Raw genomic sequence first — 24,170 nt, 5'->3', positions numbered from 1 at the left:
GTAATTGTTTTATTGACATAAAAGGGGATTAGGAATATAATTATTTTAGTTCAAATTTCGAACAGTGATTATTGGATATATAAATAATTTGAAAAGAGGAGCTAGGTACATATGTTGGAGGATAGAATAAAAATATTAAAAACTTTAAATGATAATTTTAATATAAATCAAAGAGAATTAGCCAAAAGAACTAATATATCCCTTGGTAAGGTTAATGCTGTTTTAAAGGAATTTACAGAGGCTGCATACATAGATAGAATAACAAATAATAGGGGAACTTTATATAAAGTGACTGAAAAAGGTATGAAGTATTTAGAAGAAAATATTACTTCGGCAAAGAATACTAGATTAAAGCTTCATGAAGAAGAAAAGAAAATAGTAAAACAAGCTGTTATATTAGCAGCTGGTAGAACAGAGGAATTTGGAAAGCCTGTTGGAATGCTTGAAATTGAAGATTTTAAGTTGATTGATAGAACTTTAAATATATTAAAAGAAAATGGAATAACCAAAACTGTAATAGTTACAGGATATGAAAGTCAATATTTTGAAGAATACTTTAAAAGTAGTAAAAACATAAAGTTAGTAAAAAGTGATACTTATAAGTGGACAGGTACTATGCATTCTTTATCTTTAGCTAAAGAATACATTGATGATGATTTTTTACTTATTGAAAATGACTTGATTTTCGAAAAAAGAGCAATAAAGGAATTAGCTGAAAGTCCAAGTCGAGATTGTATACTTTTTACTAATGAAAGTGGTTCTGGAGATGAAGCTTTTGTTGAAATAAGAGATAATCATTTATACAAGATGTCTAAAGATATCCACCAATTTAACAGGATTGATGGAGAAATGATTGGACTTACTAAGATTTCATACAAGCTGTATAGTATGATGCTTGAAGAATTTAAGGGGAATGTAAATCCATATTTAAATTATGAATATGTACTATTAGATGTTGCAAGAGATTATAATATTGGATTTGTTAAAATAGATGATCTTGCATGGGGGGATGCAGATACTCCAAAGGAATACGAAAAGATTAAAAATTATCTTTATCCAACTATAAGAAGAAGAGAGCTCAACTATGAAATCAATAATATAAAAACTATAATCCGTGAATCATTGAAGGTTAAAGACGAGGATATCACTGAAATAGTTCCAGCGGGAGGAATGACAAATAAAAATTACAGAATAGCTGTTAAAGGTGAAAAGTATATTTTAAGAGTTGCAGGAGTTGGGACTGAGCAAATGATTAATAGAAATACAGAAATGTTTAACTCGGCAATTGCATCTGAAAAAGGTTATAATGTTGAAGTGCCATACTTTAACTTGGAGACAGGAGTTAAAATATCTAAATTTATTGAAAATGCAGAAACATTAACTCATAGGAGTATTAAAAAAGAAGAAAACTTAAAACAAGTTACTACTATTTTGAGAAATCTTCATGAAAGTACAGATTTCCATATGGATAACGAATTTAGTATGTTTAGAGAACTTGAAAAATATGAAAATATATTGAGAAACGATCATGGAGATTTCTTTGAGGATTATGAAGAAGTAAGAGAGAAAATTATGGCTCTAGAAGAGGAATTGAAGGTTTGTAACAGAGTGTTTGTACCATCACATAATGATTTGGTTTCAGAAAATTTTGTTAAGGATACACATGGTAGGATTTATTTAATTGACTGGGAATACAGTGGCATCAATGATGATATGTGGGATTTAGCAGCACTTTCTTTAGAAAATGAGTTTTCAGAAGATGACATTGAGTTAATGTTTAGGTTATACTTTAATGGAAAAGAAGCTGATAAAGATTCCAGAAGAAGATTATTAATCCATCAGATATGCCAGGATTTTCTATGGGCAGTTTGGACATTAATTAAAGAAGCTGAAGGCGATGATTTTGGTACTTATGGAATTGATAGATACAATAGAGCAAAAGAATGTTTGAATAAATTATAAATATCGGTATACAATTTGCACAGTTTGATTTATAATGCCAACTGTAAACTGTAAACTGTAAACTGTAAACTGTAAACTGTAAACTGTAAACTGAACTAGAGGTGTGTTATGAGAGCAATTTTAATGGCAGCAGGAATGGGAACAAGATTAAGACCATTAACAGAAAATACTCCAAAGTCTTTAATTGAAGTTAATGGAATGTCTTTACTTGAAAGACAAATACTAAATTTAAGAGAGTGCGGAATTAATGAAATTATAGTTTTAACTGGTTATCTTCATGAAAAGTTTGATGATATAGTAAAAAAGTATAATCTTATAAAAGTAGTTAATGAAAAATTTGATGTATATAACAATATATATACTATGTATCTTGTAAGACAATATCTTAATGATGCGTTTGTTATAGATGCAGATAATTATATTACTAAAAACTTTTTACCAAAAGCCAAACCAACAACGTCAATATATTATTCTGCCTGCAAGGAAAATATAGTTGGTGAATGGATTTTAAAATATGATGATAATGGAAGAATATTTGGAGTAGATATTGGAAAAGAAGGTGATGAACCTAAATATATAATGTCTGGAGCATCTTTTTGGACAGAAAAAGATGGAGAGCTTATTGCTAAGAAAGTTGAAGAAGCAGTAGATAAGGGCGATTTTAGAGATTTGTACTGGGATAGTATTGCTGTAGATAATCTAAAGAATATGAATGTTTATATTGAAAAAATTGAATCAGATGATATATTTGAAATAGATTCATTGCAAGATTTAGAGTATTTAAAAAGAACTCTTAATTTATAAATAGTCCCAATAGATAATGAAGCAATTAGAGGTAGTTTGTTTCACTTTATAGTATTCAAATGTGATTTTGAATTTGCTAGAGTGAAACAAGCACCTCTTATTTTTGTGGAGATTTTTATTATTACATGTGCTTATGAAGATAGTGATCTTGTTTTTCTAAGCAACTAACATCAATAATATTGTTTTTGGCAGGGTGAACAAGATGTATGTTAGGCATACAAATTTTTTTATTAAAAAATTGTGAACCTACACTGTGAAGATTATTGTATAAGTTAAGAATTTTGTAAGTTATATTAAATGCATTTTTGTTTATTTTCATTTTAGTTTTAAGATTAATATCATTCCAGTTTGTTTCGTAAAGGGTTTCGTGAAATTTAAATATGTAATTCATGCCTAAAAGATTTAAATTTTTTTTGAGCAGATTTGTATTATAAAATAATCCTGCACCAGCTGTTGTTGAAACTACTATACCAATCTTATTATGTATCAGTGATTTTATTTTAGCATCAATAAAATATTGCGATAGATTGTAAAAAAAGTTCTTCATTCCAATACTAATGTCACAATTAGAAATTTGAGAAGCAATAATGAATAAATCTGATTTCTTTAATGAAGTTATAATTTTTTTAAAGGTATCCATATCGGGAGAGGGAGAATTAAAATTTTCAATATAAGAAAGTTTCTTCAAAGTACCATGATTTCCCGATAAGTAGAATTCAGTTACTTCCAAATCTACATTGATCTTTAAATTGTGTAATAAAAGTTGTACACAATTGAATGCGTTATTTTTATTGTCATAAATAATGGTAATGTTCAAAACTATCATCCTTTCAATACATATGTATCTTTAAATTCAGCAATGTGATTTTTTAATGAAGTTAATTCTTTATCAGTTATATTATCATCCTTATAGAATAATAGAAAAGCTGGAGAATAAAACTGAAGAGCTAAAATATAAGGGTCTTTTTTAATAACTACATTTTCGTTCATAAGTAATTCAAAGATTTTGGTATGAAAATTTAAAATATCTTCAACAAATATTTTATTATATATATTTGCAATTTCGGAATTATTGAATTGTTCTATTATAAGCAACTTTCTAAATTTAACAACATACTCATCTTTTAAATAAAACATAAATATCTCTATACAGTCTTTAAAAAAATACTCCTCTGAGAAATATTTAATCTTGTTAATAACAATTTCATTAATACAACAATTGTATATCATGTGATCAAAGAAATTAGAGATATAAGCTGAATATTTACTTATTATAGTATCTAAAATATCTTGCTTATTTTTAAAATGATTATAAAGAGAACTTGCTTTGATACCAACTGCTTTAGCGATATCTCTTACAGATATTGCATCAAAGCCCTTTGTTGAAAAGAGGTTTAATGCTTCATAAATAATTTTGTCTCGAGTATTCATAAAAACTCCTTAGAGAATAGTAATTTTAATATATGTATTGTTTTAATATTTTTTAATAATATATTTTAAACACTAATGTTAGAAAAAATTATATAGAGTTTAAAAAATAACAATAATATTACTTATAATTATTTATTATTTTTAAACTAACAATTGATAGTTTAATTATACACCAAAAAAAGTAAAAAGAACATAAAATTTCTATAAAATTATAAAAATATATGAAAATTTTAAATATTTTTTCTGAACATATTGTAATGAACAATGAACAATGATAGTATTAAGGTGTTCAGAAAATGAACTTGATAAACGTATATGGTATAGGAAAAATATTAATGTATAAACTATAAATGAATGATTAAGGGGGATTTTTAATGGAAAATAATAAAAATGACTATAAGATTGGTGTGTTTACCGGAATAGGTTCGGCAGTAACTTGGGGGATAGATACTGTTTTAGTGGCATTAATACTTGCTATGAGTCCATTCTCATCTGAAGGTGCGGTACTTGTGGCACCAATCATAGCAGCATGTTTTCATGATGTATTTTCTGCAATATGGACATTTATATATCTTGCAATAAAAGGAAAATTATCACCATTAGTTAAAGCTATGAAAACTAAGAGCGGATTGGTAGTTGCATTAGCAGCAATTATGGGTGGTCCAATTGGTATGACAGGATATGTAATGTCAATTAAATATATAGGAGCATCTTATACAGCAATTATAACATCATTATATCCTGCAATTGGAGGAGTTTTAGCATACTTAATATTAAAGGAGAAAATAGGTAAAAAGGGATGGGCAGGATTAATTGTTGCAATTATAGGAATATTTTTAATTGGATATTCACCAGATGGATCTGAAGTTAGTATGATTGGAATTATATGGGCTATAGTGTGTGCAGTAGGATGGGGAAGTGAATCTGTTATATGTGCAATTGGAATGAAGGATGATGAAGTTTCAGCAGAATCTGCACTTCAAATAAGACAATTAACATCAGGTATTGTTTATGCTGTCTTAATAGTTCCAATGATAGGGGGAATTGGAATAGGTATGGAAGCTTTAAAAACAAATTCAGTTTGGTGGCTTATAGGAGTTGCTTTAGCAGGAACAGCATCATATTTGTTCTATTATCAATCAATTGATAAAATTGGGGCTACAAAAGCAATGGGATTAAACTCTACAAATACTGTTTTTGCAATAATATTTGATGTATTAATAAATGGAACTCAATTAAGTTTAAAAACAATTATATGCAGTTTGATGGTTATGGGAGGAGTTTATTTTATGGCAAAAATTTCAGAAGAAACTAAAGAAACTCCAAAGCTTGCAGAAGCTAATTAGTATAATATATGTTTAAAAGATAAAGGTAGTAAGTAATTTATATTAAATAAGTTATTTACTACCTTTGTTATTATTTTGCTGATTGGCCTTATATATTTATATTTTAGAAAATAAATATATATAAAATAATTGCAGAGTCTGATAAAATTAATTTATGTTTTGCAAGTAATTATAAAAGGGGAGATTCATTATGAAAAAAAATTATAAAGCCGGTGTATTAAGTGGCGTAACCTCAGCAATCACTTGGGGATTGGATACCGTGTTAATGGCAATCGTGCTTGGGATGAGCCCATTTTTACCAGAGGGAGCAATTTTTTTAGCACCATTTATAACTGCATTTTTTCATGATGCTTTTTCAGCAGCATGGACATTCATATACCTTGCAAGTAAAAGACAATTAGGTCATTTGTTTAAAGCTATGAGAACTAAAAGTGCTTTATTTGTTGTACTTGCGGCACTTATGGGTGGACCTGTTGGAATGGCAGGATATTTACTTGCAGTTAAGCTTATTGGACCATCTTATACTGCAATAATCTCATCATTATATCCAGCAGTTGGGGCTATTTTAGCTTATTTCATATTAAAAGAGAAAATGAATAAGAAAGCATGGATTGGATTAATATTTGCAATTATAGGTGTATCAATAATTGGATACTCATCAAGTGAAAATGGAATCAGTATAGTTGGATTTTTATGTGCTTTGTTATGTGTGTTTGGTTGGGGAAGTGAATGTGTTATATGTGCGTATGGAATGAAAGATGATGAAGTATCTTCTGAATTTGCACTTCAAATAAGACAAATGACTTCAGCAATAGTATATGGAATTCTAATAGTTCCAATTGTAGGTGGAATTGGACTTAGTTTTGAAATCTTAAGGACAAGTGTAATATGGTGGATCGGAGCTACAGCATTGTCAGGAACAGTATCATATTTATTCTATTACAATGCAATTTATAAAATTGGTGCTACTAGAGCTATGGGGTTAAATATAACATATGTTGTTTGGTCAATTGTATTTGACGTATTCATTAATGGTAGAAAGATAGATATAATGACAATCGTATGCAGTTTAATGGTTATAGGTGGAGTTTATTTTGTAGCAAAGCAACCTGAAGCTGGGACAGATGAAGTTCCAAGTCTTATGGAAGTTGAATAATTTGGTTTAATTAATACGATATATTTAAAATAATATGCATAATTTATGCTTAATTTCATTAAGAAAAGTTTATTTGAAAACTTAGTCTTAAATATTGAGCATAATTTATGCTTTTTTTTATTTTTTATGAATTTATAATGCAGTAAAATCTGTGGATAATATATGAAAAAGGCTATTTAAATGAGCTGTGTATAAGAAAAGAATAAAAAACAAATCATATTCGCCTGCATAAAATGTTATCATATGCAGCATAGCTGCCATCATTTCTAATGTGCAGATTTTTCTCACATACGTTCGAAAAGGCAGATGCGCACCTATAAAAAGAGTGAGAAGCACAATACGGAACTTAATATTAAAAATCTCCGGCTCCACAGTCGCCTGCGATTTTTTTGTTGATAATTAGTAATTGAGCTAATAGCAAAGCATATGTAATAAATTTTTAAGTATAGTTTAAATTATACATAGTATAATATTTGAAAAAATATTATATGAATAATATTTTTGGTTAAAATTCAATAAATAATAAAAGAATATTAGATACAATAATGTAGAAAAAATAAAAATATATAAAAAAATATCAAAATTTGTTAAAATTAATATATAGATTTATTAATTATATGGTAATGGGGTGTTAGCATGAATGTAAGGAGGAAATTTATTGTTTTTTCTACATTATGGGGGATAGTACCTGTAATTGTTTTGACAAGTATATATATTGCAAATTTTAAGACCAAAGGCATGGAACTGATTAAGCAAAATATAGTAACATTTAGTAACGATCAAGCTGTGAGTATTGAAGCGTTTTTTCAACGAAATATAAATAATAACAACGTTATTTCAGATTCTCTAGTGGTTAGAGAATTGTTAGAAAATTCAAATAATGTAATGAGTGATGAAAACATAAAAAAATTTAATGATGTAGTTAATAAAGATTCCTTTTCAATTAGGCAAATGCTTTTTAATAAGCAAGGTAAAATAATTGCAGCAACAGATAATATCTATAAAAACTTTACTTTGTCAGAAGATGAAATGAAAAGACTTGAAAATAGTGAATTGGTTATAACAGATATTGTAGAAGGAAATGATTTTAATAATTATATGAAAAGTGCAATAATAGCAAGTCCAATATTTTTTGACGGCCAATATAAAGGCTTTATAGTTAATGTAATAAATATGAATTATTTTGATACTCTTGTTCGTAGGGCACATTTATTTAAGAGTGGTGAAATTACAATAGTAGATAAAAATGGAATTACTGCAGCAAGTAATAGCAGTGGTTTTAAAGAAAATATTAATAATAGTGTAAAGTCAAGTAATTTACAGGTGGAGTGGGAAAAAATAGAATTTGACAATAAACCGCAAGGAACTATAGAATTTACTATAAATGGAATTGAAAAAATAGGATATTATAAAAAAATTAATAACTCTGGATGGATAGTGTTAAGTGATGTTGATTTGGCTGAGTTTAAAGAACCTATTAATAAAAGTTTAGAGGAAGTAAGTATATTTTCAATATTAATTTTTCTACTTGTTATAAGTGCAAATGCATTTACAATAAATGAATTTTCGAAGCCAATTAATAGTTTATTAAAAGCAATTGGAGAAATAAAAAATGGAAATTATGAGGATAGATTTATATATAATAAGAAGGATGAATTTGGTGAAATAGCAACAGCCTTTAATGAATTGATTGATGAAGTACAGAATAATAGAAAATATATTGAAGATAAAAATAGGCAGCTGAAATCTTTAACCTCAAATATTCCTGGAGGTGTTCATCGACATATATTAATAAATGGAAAATATTACATGGACTTTTTGAGCAGTGGATATCTAAAAATTATAGGCTATAAAAGGAGTGAATTAAATAAATTACTAGGTAAAAATATACTTGACATAATTTATGAAGCAGACCATGAGCGTGTTAAAAGAGAAATTGACGAACAAATAAGTAAAGATGATAAATTTACTGTGGAGTATAGGATAAAGCGCAAAGATGGAAGTGTTATTTGGGTGCTTGATAAGGGGCGAATAATTAAAGATAACGATGGCAAAATCTTTAGCTACAATGTAGCAATGGATATAAATGATTCTAAAATAGCTTTAGAAAAACTTAAATTAAGCGAAGAAAGATATAGAATAATCACATCTCAAACGGATAACATAATATTTGAATGGAATGTTAAGGAAGATACTGTTCATTATTATGGAAATTTGAAAAATAGAAGTAATTTGAAGCAAGTTTTTGAAAATGCTACAAAGAAACTATATGATACAGATTATATTCATATTGAGGATAAAAAGGTATTTGGGAAAATGCTAAATGAAATAGTTATTGGAGAAGTTTATAAAGAAACTGAAATTAGAATGAAAATAGATGATGAGTATATTTGGCATAAAATAAGAATTACCGCTATGTTTGATGAAAATGGGGATATTTCTAGAGCTATAGGTATAATTATAGATATAGATAAAGAGCGGAAAGAAAATGAAGAACTTTTATTTAAAGCAGAAAGAGACAGTTTAACTGGTTTGTACAATAAAGGAACAACAGAAAGACTTATTGAAGAATATATTAATAATAGTAAGGGCAGTATGGGAGCATTATTTCAAATAGACTTAGATAATTTTAAATCAATTAATGACAACTTGGGACATTTAGCTGGAGATTTTGTTTTAACGAATATGTCTTCCATGTTAATAGAGATCTTTAGTGAAAATTCTATTGTTGGAAGAATAGGTGGAGATGAATTTGTAGTGTTTTTAAAAGATGTAGAATCAGAAGAATTAATTTATAGGAAGGCAGAGCAGTTAGTGCTTGGCTTTAGGACAAATTTTACTAAGGAATTCTTAAATTACAAATTATCTGGTAGTATAGGAATTGCAAAGTATCCAGAACATGGTGAAAATTTTCAGGATTTATATATTAAAGCCGATAAAGCAACATATTTAGCAAAGAATAAAGGTAAAGATAATTATTGTATTTTTGAAGAAAATTAATTAATAAATAATAATATTTGTGTTTTGGTATCAAAGTGCATTAACTAGGATTAGAGTGTATATCTATATTAGAAATTAAAAATAGTTATTATTATAATATATTTAATTTCACTAGATTAATACTCGATTCTAGCTTGTGCCTTGGATATTTCTAGTTTTTTGTTTAATAAAATTGTAATATGTGATATAGTTTTTACTATATAAATTAAATAATGAGTTTTAAATACATAAGGTTGTATAATTAAGGTAAGATTTATATGTTAATGGGGTATATTGCAATTAACATTCTATTTTTTTAATAGTTAAGGTTTGATAGGGGATAAAGAAATATCCAGATTAGTTGTTGATTGAATATTGAGTATTCACCATTAATAATTGCAAATATATATGACAGAAAATAGTGTCAAAAGGGGGTAACTAGTTGATGAAGAGAATTGATTTGATTCTAATGAAACTTAAAGAAAAAAAGGACTTGGATTCAAGTGGAATTTCAGCATCGGAGATTGCAGAAGAATTAAACATTAGCAGAGCAAATGCAAGTAATGATTTAAATAAATTGGTGAGTGAAGGAAAAGCAATTAAATCAAAAGGAAAGCCAACGTTATTTATGGCTGTGGATGAAGAAAACGTTCCCCCTGATATATCAGTTATAAATAAATTTTCGGAAGTTAATCCTAGTTTATATTCAGCGGTAGAGCAGGCTAAAGCAGCTATACTATATCCACCGAATGGGATGAATATTTTGCTGCTAGGGGAAACTGGTGTTGGTAAGTCAACTTTCGCAGGGTTAATTTATAAATATGCAATTGAAATGAAAGTGAAGTCCGAAGAAAGTCCATTTATTACATTTAATTGTGCAGATTATGCAAACAATCCCCAATTATTGTTAGGACAATTGTTTGGGGTAAAAAAAGGAGCTTATACAGGTGCGGATTTTGATAAGGTAGGTCTTATTGAAAAGGCAGATGGAGGAATTTTATTTTTAGATGAAGTGCATAGGTTACCCGCTGAAGGACAAGAAATGTTTTTTACATTTATGGATAGGGGAGTTTATAGAAGACTAGGAGAAACAGATAGTGAAAGAAGTGCAAATGTTCTTATAATAACAGCAACAACTGAAGATCCAAATGCTGCTTTGCTTAAAACTTTCACTAGAAGAATACCTATGGTTATAACTATACCTGCTTTACGAAATAGAGGTATGGAAGAAAGATTTAATCTTATAAAACAATTTTTGCTTGAGGAATCTGGAAGACTTGGGAGAAGTATTACAGTGTCCATTAATTCCATAAAGGCATTCTTATCTTATAATTGTGAGAATAATATAGGACAACTAAAATCAGATATTCAGCTTGCTTGTGCTAAAGCATATGCTGATTTTCTTTCGAATAAGAAAGATGCTATAAAAATAAATAGTTTAGATTTGCCTTCGTATATTAGAGAAGGATTGTATAAGGAAGTAGAACATAGACAGTTGTGGAATAAATTAATTGATATAAATAAAAGATATTTTATTTTTGATAAAGATGAAGATAGAGAAATATTTGAAGAAAATGCAACTGATGATAATATTTATGAAATGTTAGACTTAAGAACAAATGAACTTAAGGCAAGAGGAATTAAAGGGGTAAAACTCGAAGAGGAAATTGAAAGAGATATAGAAGATTATTTTAAAAAGTATATTAGCAAGGTTGATATGTCTAATATTAAAAACATTATAGAAAAAGATGTTATGAATGTTATAGAAGAAGTTATTCATTTTTGTGAAGAGGAATTAGAAATCAATCTAGATAAAAAAATAAACTATGGATTAGCAGTCCATATCAGTAATTCAATTGATAGAATAAGAAGAAATAAAAAAATAGTAAATCCTAAATTAAGCAGTATAAGAGAAGAACATAGAAAAGAATTCAATGTTGCTGTCGATGCTCTAAAGATAATAGATCGGGCTATAGATGTAAATATGCCAATTGATGAAGCCGGTTTTATTGCTATGTTTTTAAGTTACAATTATGGAAGCTTAAAATATAAGCAAAATGATGTTTTAGTAATTGTAATTGCACATGGAGTAAGCACAGCAACTTCAATGGCAGATGCAGTGAATAGTCTTCTTGGTACAAAGAATGTTGTTGGAATTAATGCGCCTATAGAAGAAAAACCAGAAAACATACTAGGAAAGACTATAGATTATATTAAAAAAAATGAAATTAAATCTGATATATTATTTTTGGTGGATATGGGGTCTTTAACAACCTTTGGACAAGAAATAGAAAATACATTTAATATAAAAACAAGAACAATACCACTTGTTAGTACTCTGCATGCATTAGAGGCAACTAGAAAGTCTATGATGGGGTATTCGTTAGATGAAATTTATAGAGAAACCCTTGAAGTTAACAGTTTATATGAAGAAAATGCCTTGGAGCATAAACAAGAAAAAGAAGAAAAGAGATTGGCGATAGTTACTGTATGTACGACTGGTGAAGGTGGTGCTAAAACACTTAAGAAATTATTAGAACGCAATCTGACTTTTGATAAAAAATTGCTCGACATTGTTCCAATAAATCTTGTTGGAAAAGAAAGCATCTATGAAAGAATTGAAAAACTAAGCATAAAATATGAAATTATTTGTTTTGTAAGTCCTTTTGAATTAGAGGTACAGAGTCCTCAATTTATGTTAGATCAAATAATAGATGGGCAAAGCACTAGTGGTATGCAGAAAATTATTGATGTTGAGGAAACATATTTAAAAATGGAGGATACTCTAGAAAATACTCTAGAAAACAGTGATGGAAGAACTGTATTAAAACATATAAAGAAATTTATTAAGAATATTGAAGAAGAATTGAAGACTAATATAAGTACTAATATTCTTATTGGGATAACCTTGCATATAGCTGCTATGATAGATATGTCTATTGAGAAAAAGACTATAATTGAATTCGAAGGAAAAGATAAATATATTAAAGATAATTTGAATTTATATAAAATAGTTAAAAATGCATTTATGCCAATTAATACTAAGTATTCAATAAATGCTTCAGAAGAAGAAATATGTTGTTTGATGAATTTTTTTAATCCAAGAATTTAAATTAATTGATAAGTTGTAAGTGAAGGACTTTTTAAAGTACACGAATAACTTATCAATTTTTTTATAAAGATATCCAAAGCGAGAATTAGACATATGCGGAACTTACCGAAATTAAACACATATTTATTCCAGCGGACTAATGAAATTTTCGCTGGATAGGTTCTAAGTGGAAGGTTGCACCCATTTCTGCATGTTCCTAAAATAAATTTATGACAAGCAGAAAATGGAACAACCTTCCACTAACAACCATCACAGCTTAATTTCATATGCCGCTTGCACAAATATGTATCTAATTTCTAGTGTAGTGTTACGATTATAATTTCTTAATGATGCATGTATATTCCATTTATAAGTTAAACTTTTAAATTGGATATCTATAAATAAAACACATTAACAATGTGTTTCGATACTTTTTATGAAAAATAAAACACATTAAAACCTTTACAATAATTATCGAAAGACACGAAAACGTTTAAAACACTGGGATTGTAAAAAGTTGAAAAATTTTTTTGATTATTAAAAACTTGGCACGATTATTGCTTTGTATATATGCATAAGATAAATAAAACAAAAATGATATTTGAATAAATAAAAAATATAGAAGCAAAGTGAGGAGTTAACTATGGAAGAAATGGAAATGGCAATTATGAATATAATAATTAATGCTGGAGATTGCAAAAATCACGCTTATATGGCTCTTAACAATGTAAATGAAGGGAATTATGAGGAAGCTGATAAAGAAATGGAATTAGCCAATGATGCATTAGCTAAAGCTCATGATGGTCAAACGATGTTTCTTCATAAAGAAGCAAATGGTGAAAAGATAGATATGTCAGTGTTGTTTGTACATGCACAAGATCATCTTATGACGGCAATAACAGAAAAAAATTTGATAGAACAAATAATAGAACTAAGAAAAATTGTAAATACTTTAATTAAGTAATAAATTTCATTAAATAATTTTATATTTCAGGAGGAAAAGATTATGATAACAATTAGATTATTTTGCGCAGCAGGAATGTCAACAAGCCTTTTGGTTAATAAGATGAAAGATGCAGCTAAGGCTAAAGGAATAGAAGTGGATATAGAGGCTTTCCCAGAAGGACAAATGGATAAGCATTTAGATAATGTACAGGTTGCTCTATTAGGACCACAAGTTGGGTACACATTAGCAAAGGCTAAAAAGATCTGTGAACCATTAGGAATTCCAGTAGACGTTATACCAATGGTTGATTATGGAATGATGAATGGACAAAAAGTATTGGATTTTGCATTAAAATTAGCTGGAAAATAAATTTGTGCGATTTGATGATATTTCCGTTTAGTCATTAGCTAGATGGAAATATCACAAAATAATAAAAGCTTATTATTTAGTTTGTATATGGCTATGTTATTTGTTGATTGTCAAATGTATACAATTACATAGGCGAATGCAGCTTTAAATAAGATAATAATAAATTCAAAATGTTTATTATTATTTATATATTAATATCACGGTTTTATATTTATCATCTTATATTTAATTTTAAGGAGGAATTATTATGTCATCATTTGGAAGCACTTTAAATGAAAAAGTAATACCAGTAATTATGAAATTCGTTGGCTTAAAAGGTATTGTAGCATTAAAAGACGGTATCTTGTATACGTTGCCAATAATCATGGTAGGATCAATATTCCTATTATTAGCACAAATTCCATATAAGCCTTTTAATGATTGGATGGCTAGTATGATGGGAGCGGGATGGACAGAACCTTTATTACAAGCTTATGGTTCTAGTTTCGCTATAATAGCACTTATTGCAGTTGTTGGTATAGCATATACATATGCTAAAAACGATGGACATGAACCTTTATCATCAGGAATCATAGCACTTGTAGTATTTTTGTTAACAATGAATGCTTCTGTTACAACTCCTGAAGGGGTAACAGTAGGAAATGTTATCAATAAAGATTTTATTGGTGGAAAAGGTATGGTTACAGCTATCATCATTGGTTTACTTGTTGGAGCAATTTATTCATGGTTTATGGCTAAGAAAATTACAATTAAGATGCCAGCAGGCGTTCCACAAGGGGTTGCAAATTCATTTGCAGCATTAATACCAGCAGCTGTTATAATCACAGGTGCAACAGTTTTATATGCAGTACTTAAATATGGAATGAATACAACATTTATTGAATTAATCTATAAAGTGATTCAAACACCATTACAAGGTATTTCAGATTCTTTAGGTGGAGTTTTAGTAATGTCATTCTTAATCCCATTCTTATGGTGGTTTGGAGTTCATGGTTCAACAATCGTGGGTGGTATCATGACAGGAATATTAACTTCGAATACATTAGAAAATCAAGCTATAATTCAAAGTGGAAAAGAACTTACAATAGCAAATGGTGGTCATATAGTAACACAACAATTCTTAGATAACTTTGTTAGTATGACAGGCGCAGGTGTGACAATAGGACTTGTATTATGTATGATTATCTTTGGTAAATCAGCACAAAGTAAAGAATTAGGTAAATTAGCTATAGTACCAGGATGTTTCAATATTAATGAACCAGTTACATTTGGTACACCAATAGTAATGAATCCATTTATGGCAATACCATTTATTATTAGTCCAATGGTAACAAGTTTACTTACTTATTTAGCAATTTCCACAGGAATGGTTCCACTATTCACAGGAGTAATGGTTCCATGGACAACTCCACCAGTAATCTCAGGATTCATATTAGGTGGATGGAGAACAGCATTATTACAAATTGTAATTATGGCAATATCATTCTTTATTTACTTACCATTCTTCAAGAAGCAAGATGCTATCAATGTTAAGAATGAGCAAGCAGCACAATAATAGATAAAATTACAAAATAAATAATATATAATAAACCTAATATATCTTTGTAAATCACTTAGATATATTGGGTTTATTTAAAAGGTTACATATATACAATTTGAACTACTTTTATAATAATAAAGCCATATATAATTTTAAAAATGTAGGGGGAACTTTAAATGAATAAATTTATAAAACCACTTGTAAGTATGTTGACAGTGTGTGCAATTTTATCATTTTCAACTGCAGCTAAAGCTTTAGATTCAGCTGGAACTGCTCTTAATAATCAAATTGAAAAAATAGAAGCATCAGCTCCAACAAGTGATTTTGGAAATCAAGTTAAATCAATTCAAATAACAGTTAAAGATGCATCAAATTATAATTTCAAAGCTTCTGATTTCCATATAGAATTTCCAACTGTAGTTAATGGAGCTACTCAAATATCTAAACAGGCAGTTAAAGATATAAAAATAGAAGGAAATAAGATTACTTTAAGTTTTGATGCATTTGCATACAATCAAAAATTTAATATAGTATGTGATGCTAATTCTAAGCTTAATTTTAACAAGGATAATATTAAATTTGATTTAGGAGATGCAGATAAGTTTTTAAAAAGAACATATCAAGGAAGTTATACAACTCAAACTTTGAATTATCGACTATTTGTGCCTAAAACCACTGAAAAAGCTCCATTAGTTTTAGTCCTTCATGGTGGTGGAGAAATTGGAAGCGATAATGAAGCACAATTAGTAGCGAATGATATGGTGACAGGCTTTGCTTCTGATGCACAACAAGCTATTCACAAGGCTTATGTTGTAGCACCTCAATTGCCTGCTGAATTAAAGGTTAATGTGGCAACTACAGGAAAATTAGGTTGGAATGAAGAAAAAGTGAAACCAGCTTTAATTGAAATTATAAAAGGTTTGGAGAAAGAATATCCTAATATAGATCAATCTCGTATTTATGTTGCAGGATGTTCAATGGGAGCAATGGGAACCTGGGGATTAATTACTACTTATCCTGGCTTTTTTACAGCAGCTATGCCTGTATGTGGACAAGGAGATATAGCGTTAATGGATAAAGTTAAGAATTTACCAATTTGGGCATTTCATGCAACAAATGATCCTATAGTTCCAATGTATGGACAAAAAGATCAATATAAATATAACAATAATATTATAGGAACAAAAACATTAGTATATAGACTAAAAGAGTTAGGCAGCAATATTAAATTTACAGAATACTCAACTGAAGATATGCTTAAAGCTGGAGTGCCAGTAGATAAAAATGTTGCATATAATCATTTTGCTTGGGTACCAGCATTTAATAATCAAGAGGCTATTAATTGGTTGTTTAGTCAAAAGAAATAAAATTTGCATTTAAATACTTAGAAAGTCTTAAAATCCTAATAAAGGTTTTAGGACTTTTTTATTATAATACAAAAAGCATAAAACAACTTGTTTCAGAAAAAAACAAATAACTAAAAATCAGCATGTGTCACTAAAACTTCAATAATGAACTAATTATCTGAATTTTGTGATATATTTATGTCAAGAAAAAGCAGTAAAAATATCAGTTCACAGTTTACAATTTACAGTTTACAGTTGAAGGTTTTTAACCTCAATCGTAAATTGTGCCATGTAAACTGTAAACTGCCAAAGTGGAGGTTGAATTATGAAAAAGAAAAAAATCAAAATAGTTACTATTGGTGGTGGCTCAAGTTACACTCCTGAATTAATTGAAGGTTTTATAAAAAGAAAAGATGAACTACCAATTAAAGAAATTTGGCTTGTTGATATTGAAGAAGGAAAAGAAAAATTAGAGATAGTTGGTGCTATGGCTCAAAGAATGGTTAAAGCAGCAGGCCTTGATTGGAAGGTTAATTTAACTTTAGATAGAAGAAAAGCTCTTAAGGGAGCAGATTTTGTATCTACTCAATTTAGAGTAGGTCTTTTAGATGCGAGAATTAAAGATGAAAGAATTCCTTTAAGTCATGGAATAATTGGACAAGAAACTAATGGTGCTGGTGGAATGTTTAAAGCATTTAGAACAATTCCAGTAATATTAGACATAATAGATGACATGAGAGAATTATGTCCAAATGCATGGTTAGTTAACTTCACAAATCCATCAGGTATGGTAACAGAGGCTGCTATAAAATATGGTGGATGGGATAGAACTGTTGGTTTATGTAATGTTCCAATAAATTGTATGTTTATTGCTAGTGAAACCTTAGATGTTCCGCTAGAAGAATTAACTTTTAAATTTGCAGGATTAAATCACTTCCATTGGCATAGAGTATGGGATAAGGAAGGAAATGAAAGAACAGAAGAATTAATAGGAAAATTATATGATCCAGCACAAAAGAAGAAACCTAAAAAGGATTCAGGCGTTGCTAATATAAAAGACATTAAATTTAATTATGAGCAAGTTCAAGATTTAGGAATATTACCATGCCCATATCACAGATATTATTATATTACAGATGACATGTTAAAAGACGAACTTGAAGAATTCAAAAAAGGTGAAACTAGAGCAGAAGTCGTAAAGAGAACTGAAGCAGAATTATTTGAATTATACAAAGACCCTAAATTAGATTATAAACCTGAACAATTAACTAAGAGAGGTGGAACTCATTATAGTGATGCTGCTTGTGAATTAATTGCTTCAATATTCAACGATAAGAAGACGACTATGGTAGTTAGTACAAAAAATAATGGTGCAATAAGTGATTTGCCATATGATTCTATTGTAGAAGTATCAAGTATAATAACAGCAAATGGACCTCAACCTTTAAATTGGGGAAAATTTGATCCAGCACCAAGAGGAATGGTTCAAATAATGAAAGGAATGGAAGAAACAACAATTTCAGCAGCAGTTACAGGAAATTATAATAAGGCTCTTCACGCATTTACAATAAATCCATTAGTTCCAAGTGGACAAATTGCCAAAGATTTATTAGATGAAATGTTACTTGCACATAAAAAACACTTGCCACAATTTGCTGAAAAAATAGAAACCCTAGAGAAAAATAAATAATAAATTATGATAAAATTCATTGTATCAGATATGGATGGAACCTTACTTGGAAGAAATAATGATATACCTGAAGAAAATTTAAAGGCTATAAGAAAAGCAGAAGAAATGGGAGTACAGTTCGTAATTGCAAGTGGAAGAATGTATGAAGATATTAAGCCATTTCTTGATAGGTATAATTTAAAGTGTGAATGCATAGTGCTAAATGGAGCAGAATATAGAGATAAAGATGGAAATGTATTAGAAGGAATTTATATGGACAAAGGTAAGCTTAAGGACATTTTAGAGATAATAAAAAGAAATGGACTTAATGTTGAGATATACACGGATAGAGGATTATATACTATTAATACTAAAGAAGACTCTTTAAAAGGAAGTGTACTTAGGGTCCAATATTTTAATCCAGAAGTTACAAATCATGAAGAAATCCTTAAGAGAGCAAAAGAAGAGCATCATTTTCCGATTTTAAAGTATATTGATAATATAGATGAATTTTTAAGTAAAGATATTAAAATAGGAAAAATTGAGTCCTATGGTGAATGTGAAGATAAGATTTTAAAATTAAAAGAAGAGCTTAAAAATATAGATGGTCTTGCAATTGCATCAAGTATTGCAATTAATTTAGAAATAAATCATATAGAAGCTCAAAAAGGAACTATATTGTCTAAGATTTCAGATAAAAAGAGAGTAAAAAAAGAGGAAGTTGTTGTAATTGGAGATGGGTTTAACGACTATTCAATGTTTACTGAATTTCCTATATCCTTTGCTATGGAAAATGCAATTCCTGAGATAAAAGAAATAGCAAAATATATAACAGATGCAAATTATAATTCTGGAGTAGCTAAAGCTGTTTATAAAATTTTACACCTATAAAAAGAGCAGCTATGCACATCTGAAAAGAGTGGCTTTGCCACAATACGGAACTTTCCTGCAATACGGATCATTTTACTTGTATGAAGAAGGGCTTTGCCATAACAGTGAACTTTTCTGCAATTAAGGTCACTTCACAAATAAACTTATACAGTTAACTGTAAATTGTAAACTGTAAACTGAAGAAAGTGGGTATAAAAATGTTAAATAATAAATTTCAAGGATTACCAAAGGATTTTTTATGGGGAGGAGCTACAGCTGCTAACCAATTTGAAGGTGGATATAGAGAAGGTGGAAAAGGGCTTAGTACTGCTGATGTTATGACAGGAGGTACTCATACAACTCCAAGAAGAATAACACCAGAATTAGAAGAAGCAACTTATTATCCAAGTCATGAAGCAATAGATTTTTATCATCATTATAAAGAAGATATAAAACTATTTGGTGAAATGGGTTTTAAGACTTTCAGAATGTCCATAAATTGGAGCAGAATTTTCCCAAATGGTGATGATATGGCTCCAAATGAAGAAGGACTAAAATTTTACGATGACGTATTTGCGGAGTTAAAGAAATACAATATTGAGCCTTTAGTTACAATTTCACACTATGAAACTCCATTTGGATTAACTAAAAAATATAATGGATGGGCTAGCAGAGAAGTTATTGATTGCTATGTTAGATACTGTGAAACTATATTCAATAGATATAAAGATGTGGTAAAATATTGGCTTACATTTAATGAAATAAACTGTTTGACTATGCCTTTTGGTTCATTTATGGGTGGAGGAATACTATTAAATGATGGTGGTGAACTTGCATTTGATAAAGAAACTCAAGACAGTAAACAAATAAGATTCCAAGCACTTCATCATCAATTTATAGCAAGTGCAAAAGCTGTTAAATTAGGTCACGAAATTAATAAAGACTTTAAAATAGGTTGTATGATTGCATATATGGCATCATATCCTTATACTTGTAATCCAGAAGACGTATTTTTGAATCAAGAAAAAGATAATTTAAATAATTTCTTATGTTCTGATGTACAAGTAAGAGGTGCATACCCAGGATTTGCAAAGAGATTTTTCAGAGATAATAACATTGAAATTAAGATGGAGGAAAATGATGAAGAAACATTAAAAGAAGGCTGTGTGGATTTCTATACATTTAGTTACTATATGTCAAACTGTGTAAGTTCAGATCCAGAATTAGAAAAGACTTCAGGAAACATATTAGGTGGTGTAAAGAATCCATATCTTAAAGCAAGTGACTGGGGATGGCAAATTGATCCTAAGGGCTTAAGATGGACATTAAATAATATCTACAACAGATATCAAATTCCATTAATGGTTGTGGAAAATGGTTTAGGTGCTGTGGATGAAGTTGAAGCAGATGGCTCAATTAATGATGATTATAGAATTGACTATTTAAGAGCACATATTGAAGAAATGAAGGAAGCTGTAAATGATGGAGTTGAATTAATTGGATATACTCCTTGGGGATGTATAGATTTAGTAAGTGCATCAACAGGGGAAATGAAAAAGAGATATGGCTTCATTTATGTAAATAAAGATAATGATGGAAATGGAGACATGAGCAGAGCTAGAAAGAAGAGCTTCTTCTGGTATAAGAAAGTTATTGAAAGTAATGGAGAAGAACTTTAGGCAGTTAACAGTTCACAGTTATAGGTAGGATGAAAATTCTTTGAATTTTCTTAAATTATATAGTGCAAGTTCCAGAGGAAATCTGGAACTTGCACTATTTTAATTTTCTTTTTTATATAAGGTAGAAATAAGTGAGAGTGAAATTGAAAAAGATATTATGTTTAAGTAGAACTAAGTAGTGAAAAAATTAAATACCTTTGTGATTTTTAAAAATAAAACACATAGCAAAGAGTGTTATTTGATTTGAACTAAATAACACACATAATAACACACATTGCATAATACTGGAAGTATCTAAAATAGAGACTTTAAAAGTGAAATAATACCATATGTAAAAAAATAGGAAGTGGCATAAAAATTGCTATGAATATAAGTGGAAACAATTTACTAGTTATATACAGAATAAAATGTTTTAAAAAGAGTTTTGTTTATAATAAAGTAAAAATTGCGAAATAACATAAAATATAATTAGAGGTAGGGGGAAATATTTGTGAAAAGAAAAAAGTTAATAGCAAATCTACTTTTAGGAGCAGTAATTTCCAGTCAATTTATGTTTACAACAATAGCAAAGGCTGCTGATCCAGTGAAATACACAGAAAAAGAAGTTACTGATGGGAAGACTACTTATATGTTGGTTACAAATCCTAATAATGGGAAGGAACTTGGGTATTCAAAAAATTCAGGTGTTAAATTAATTGAACAAAAAGATGGTAATTATACTTATGCCTTTAAAGATTTAAACAAAAACGGGAAGCTAGATAAATTTGAAGATTGGAGATTAGATTCAGATACCAGAGCAAAAGATTTAGCTAAATCTCTTACAGTAAATCAAATAGCAGGACTTATGCTTTTTAGTGCCCATGAAAAAACTATAGAAGCAGGACTTACAGATGCCCAAAAAAAATATCTTTCAGAAGATAATTTAAGAGCAGTATTAAATGCAGGAAGTAATAATACTGAAGCAGCAGTGACCTGGAATAATCAAATGCAGGCTTATGTTGAAAGTCTACCATGCCCAATTCCAGTAAATTTCAGCTCTGATCCTCGTAGTACTGCGGGTTCAGGAGATCAATATTCAAATGCTATATCAGGAAAGGATGTTTCTTTATGGCCTTCTAACCTTGGTCTTGCTGCTACCTTTGATACTAATATAATGTATGAATTTGCAAAAGATGTATCAGCAGAATATAGGGCAATGGGGATAGCTACTGCTTTAGGACCACAAATCGATTTAGCAACAGAGCCAAGATGGTTGCGTGTATATGGAACCTTTGGAGAAGATACTAAGCTAGCAACAGATATGGCAGAGGCTTATGTAGATGGGTCTCAATCAACTTATGATAAAGATGGAAAAGATCTAGGCTGGGGAAAAGATTCAATTAACTGTATGATTAAACATTGGCCAGGGGATGGAGCTGGAGAAGGTGGACGTGAATCTCATATGATGACTGGAAAATATGCTGTATATCCAGGAAATAATTTCAGCGAACACTTAAAACCATTTACTGAAGGTGGATTAAAGCTTAAAGGAAAAACAGGTTCAGCTACTGCTGTAATGGATTCTTACTCTATAGGATTAGATGCTCAAGGAAATCCAATTGGAGGGCAGGCAGTAGGAAGTGCTTACAATAAGGAAAAAATGAGTATACTTCGTGATAAAAATAAATTTGATGGCGTTGTTTGCACAGACTGGGGAGTAACAGCAACACCACCAACTCCTTTTGGAAAAGGTTTTGGAATGGCATGGGGAGAAGAAAACAAGACAGTTGATGAACGTCACTATGATGTGCTTATGAATGGCGTTGATATGTTTGGCGGAAATAATAATTCAAAACCTGTTATCGCTGCTTATAATATGATGGTTAAGAATAATGGAGAGGCATGGGCACGTAATCGTTTTGAACAATCAGCAGTTCGTCTTTTGAAGCTTATGTTTAATCCAGGATTATTTGAAAATCCATATCTTAACTTAAACAATTCATTAAGCATAGTTGGAAGTAAAGAAAAGAAACAAGATGGGTATAATGCTCAACTTAGTTCAATAGTTATGCTTAAAAATTCAAATAGCACAATAAAAGCTGATAATGGTTCAGCTAAAAACAAGAAAGTTTACATTCCAATGACATATACAAAAGCAATAAAGAGTGCTTTTGGTACATCTGAAGCCGCTTGGAGTGAAACAATGACAATTAATGTGGCTAAAAATTACTTTAAAGAAGTAGTTACAGATATTCCAGTTAAAGATGCAAATGGAAATATAACTGGATATAAGGCGCCAGATCTTTCAGATGTTGATTTAGTTATAGTAGGCATGAGCAGTCCTAACAATGGAGGTAATTTTTCTTATGCAGGACTTTCAGTAGATGCGGCTGGAAATAAAAAATTCTATCCTCTTTCATTGCAATATTCTGATTACGTGGCTAAGGATGGGCGTAAAGTTTCTATAAGTGGAGATAAACTTGCAGATGGAACTAAGGAAAATCGCTCATATAACGGCAATACTTCAAATATTTATAATTCTTATGACCTTGAGGCGATGGTGAATGCTAAAGCTGCTATTAAGAAAACTGGTAAAAACATTCCGATTATTTGTGCTATGAAAGCAAGTAATGCTGTTTGTTTTGGAGAGTTTGAAAAATCATGTGATTCAATAGTAGTTGGATTTTCCGTAAGTGATGCCGCATTATTAGATGTTATTACAGGTAAATTTGAACCAAAAGGATTGCTTCCAATTCAAATGCCTAAAGATATGACTACTGTTGAGAAGCAATTAGAAGATGTTGGACTTGATATGGAATGCTATAAAGATAGTGATGGACATGTATATGATTTTGCATTTGGACTTAATTATAGTGGTGTTATAAATGATTCAAGAGTATCAAACTATAAGCACACAAATAACAAATAGAGGCTTGAATTAGCAGTAAGTTAATAATAAATTTATTTAAAAGAAGGTTCTGGAATTTAAGTGTAAAATTTAAA

General features: G+C 29.4%; 16 protein-coding genes. 14 read left to right on the top strand and 2 right to left on the bottom strand.

The annotated features are described in order from the left end of the window. Positions 1-111: 111 nt before the first annotated feature. Together CSPA_RS26195 and CSPA_RS26190 are read left to right on the top strand one after the other, a co-directional pair. A complete protein-coding gene (locus CSPA_RS26195) occupies positions 112-1,962 on the top strand; it encodes an NTP transferase domain-containing protein (RefSeq protein ID WP_015395438.1) in 1,851 nt (616 codons plus the stop codon). Between the two features lie 108 nt (positions 1,963-2,070). Next, on the top strand, positions 2,071-2,766 hold the full coding sequence (locus CSPA_RS26190; RefSeq protein WP_015395437.1) for a CTP--phosphocholine cytidylyltransferase: 696 nt from the start codon (positions 2,071-2,073) through the stop codon (positions 2,764-2,766). 121 nt (positions 2,767-2,887) lie between these two features. Here the strand turns inward: CSPA_RS26190 and CSPA_RS26185 are convergent, their stop codons facing one another. Together CSPA_RS26185 and CSPA_RS26180 are read right to left on the bottom strand one after the other, a co-directional pair. Next, the gene (locus CSPA_RS26185; protein WP_015395436.1) at positions 2,888-3,592 is read right to left on the bottom strand and encodes an NAD(P)H-dependent oxidoreductase; all 705 of its coding nucleotides are present in this window, start codon (positions 3,590-3,592) and stop codon (positions 2,888-2,890) included. Beyond that, complete coding sequence (locus CSPA_RS26180) at positions 3,589-4,197, bottom strand: TetR/AcrR family transcriptional regulator (RefSeq protein WP_015395435.1); 609 nt, start codon at positions 4,195-4,197, stop codon at positions 3,589-3,591. The genes CSPA_RS26185 and CSPA_RS26180 overlap by 4 nt, the downstream gene beginning before the upstream one ends. 374 nt (positions 4,198-4,571) lie before the next feature. On the opposite strand from CSPA_RS26180, the gene CSPA_RS26175 reads away from it, so the two are divergent. The 12 genes from CSPA_RS26175 (at position 4,572) to CSPA_RS26120 (ending at position 24,096) form a co-directional block, all read left to right on the top strand. Further along, positions 4,572-5,543 (top strand): DMT family transporter, encoded by a 972-nt coding sequence (locus CSPA_RS26175; RefSeq protein WP_015395434.1) that lies wholly within the window; start codon positions 4,572-4,574, stop codon positions 5,541-5,543. Positions 5,544-5,733: 190 nt separating this feature from the next. Beyond that, entirely contained in the window at positions 5,734-6,699 is a 966-nt protein-coding gene (locus tag CSPA_RS26170; RefSeq protein ID WP_015395433.1) for a DMT family transporter, read from the top strand. A 636-nt stretch (positions 6,700-7,335) separates the two neighbouring features. Next, a complete protein-coding gene (locus CSPA_RS26165; RefSeq protein ID WP_015395432.1) occupies positions 7,336-9,699 on the top strand; it encodes a sensor domain-containing diguanylate cyclase in 2,364 nt (787 codons plus the stop codon). A gap of 424 nt (positions 9,700-10,123) precedes the next feature. After that, entirely contained in the window at positions 10,124-12,790 is a 2,667-nt protein-coding gene (locus tag CSPA_RS26160; protein WP_015395431.1) for a sigma-54-dependent transcriptional regulator, read from the top strand. Positions 12,791-13,412: 622 nt separating this feature from the next. Then, positions 13,413-13,733, top strand: a complete 321-nt coding sequence (locus CSPA_RS26155; protein WP_015395430.1) for a PTS lactose/cellobiose transporter subunit IIA — start codon at positions 13,413-13,415, stop codon at positions 13,731-13,733. A gap of 42 nt (positions 13,734-13,775) precedes the next feature. Then, complete coding sequence (locus CSPA_RS26150; protein ID WP_015395429.1) at positions 13,776-14,084, top strand: PTS sugar transporter subunit IIB; 309 nt, start codon at positions 13,776-13,778, stop codon at positions 14,082-14,084. Between the two features lie 247 nt (positions 14,085-14,331). Beyond that, the gene (locus tag CSPA_RS26145; protein WP_015395428.1) at positions 14,332-15,639 is read left to right on the top strand and encodes a PTS sugar transporter subunit IIC; all 1,308 of its coding nucleotides are present in this window, start codon (positions 14,332-14,334) and stop codon (positions 15,637-15,639) included. A 161-nt stretch (positions 15,640-15,800) separates the two neighbouring features. Then, on the top strand, positions 15,801-16,991 hold the full coding sequence (locus tag CSPA_RS26140) for a carboxylesterase family protein (protein ID WP_015395427.1): 1,191 nt from the start codon (positions 15,801-15,803) through the stop codon (positions 16,989-16,991). A gap of 304 nt (positions 16,992-17,295) precedes the next feature. Then, entirely contained in the window at positions 17,296-18,660 is a 1,365-nt protein-coding gene (locus CSPA_RS26135) for a 6-phospho-beta-glucosidase (RefSeq protein WP_015395426.1), read from the top strand. A gap of 6 nt (positions 18,661-18,666) precedes the next feature. After that, positions 18,667-19,530: a Cof-type HAD-IIB family hydrolase gene (locus tag CSPA_RS26130; RefSeq protein ID WP_015395425.1), complete on the top strand. Its 864-nt coding sequence runs from the start codon at positions 18,667-18,669 to the stop codon at positions 19,528-19,530. A 197-nt stretch (positions 19,531-19,727) separates the two neighbouring features. After that, positions 19,728-21,188, top strand: coding sequence for a glycoside hydrolase family 1 protein (locus CSPA_RS26125; protein ID WP_015395424.1), 1,461 nt, complete (start codon positions 19,728-19,730; stop codon positions 21,186-21,188). Positions 21,189-21,678: 490 nt separating this feature from the next. After that, positions 21,679-24,096: a glycoside hydrolase family 3 protein gene (locus CSPA_RS26120; RefSeq protein WP_015395423.1), complete on the top strand. Its 2,418-nt coding sequence runs from the start codon at positions 21,679-21,681 to the stop codon at positions 24,094-24,096. The last annotated feature ends 74 nt before the right edge of the window (positions 24,097-24,170 follow it).

The organism is Clostridium saccharoperbutylacetonicum N1-4(HMT), assembly GCF_000340885.1.
Classification (GTDB): domain Bacteria; phylum Bacillota; class Clostridia; order Clostridiales; family Clostridiaceae; genus Clostridium; species Clostridium saccharoperbutylacetonicum.
This window is presented reverse-complemented; position numbering and strand designations above follow the sequence as displayed.

Coding starts and splice junctions, on each gene's coding strand:
- CSPA_RS26195 (WP_015395438.1), top strand. CDS start 112: ATGTTGGAGGATAGAATAAAAATATTAAAAACTTTAAATGATAATTTT.
- CSPA_RS26190 (WP_015395437.1), top strand. CDS start 2,071: ATGAGAGCAATTTTAATGGCAGCAGGAATGGGAACAAGATTAAGACCA.
- CSPA_RS26185 (WP_015395436.1), bottom strand. CDS start 3,592: ATGATAGTTTTGAACATTACCATTATTTATGACAATAAAAATAACGCA.
- CSPA_RS26180 (WP_015395435.1), bottom strand. CDS start 4,197: ATGAATACTCGAGACAAAATTATTTATGAAGCATTAAACCTCTTTTCA.
- CSPA_RS26175 (WP_015395434.1), top strand. CDS start 4,572: ATGGAAAATAATAAAAATGACTATAAGATTGGTGTGTTTACCGGAATA.
- CSPA_RS26170 (WP_015395433.1), top strand. CDS start 5,734: ATGAAAAAAAATTATAAAGCCGGTGTATTAAGTGGCGTAACCTCAGCA.
- CSPA_RS26165 (WP_015395432.1), top strand. CDS start 7,336: ATGAATGTAAGGAGGAAATTTATTGTTTTTTCTACATTATGGGGGATA.
- CSPA_RS26160 (WP_015395431.1), top strand. CDS start 10,124: ATGAAGAGAATTGATTTGATTCTAATGAAACTTAAAGAAAAAAAGGAC.
- CSPA_RS26155 (WP_015395430.1), top strand. CDS start 13,413: ATGGAAGAAATGGAAATGGCAATTATGAATATAATAATTAATGCTGGA.
- CSPA_RS26150 (WP_015395429.1), top strand. CDS start 13,776: ATGATAACAATTAGATTATTTTGCGCAGCAGGAATGTCAACAAGCCTT.
- CSPA_RS26145 (WP_015395428.1), top strand. CDS start 14,332: ATGTCATCATTTGGAAGCACTTTAAATGAAAAAGTAATACCAGTAATT.
- CSPA_RS26140 (WP_015395427.1), top strand. CDS start 15,801: ATGAATAAATTTATAAAACCACTTGTAAGTATGTTGACAGTGTGTGCA.
- CSPA_RS26135 (WP_015395426.1), top strand. CDS start 17,296: ATGAAAAAGAAAAAAATCAAAATAGTTACTATTGGTGGTGGCTCAAGT.
- CSPA_RS26130 (WP_015395425.1), top strand. CDS start 18,667: ATGATAAAATTCATTGTATCAGATATGGATGGAACCTTACTTGGAAGA.
- CSPA_RS26125 (WP_015395424.1), top strand. CDS start 19,728: ATGTTAAATAATAAATTTCAAGGATTACCAAAGGATTTTTTATGGGGA.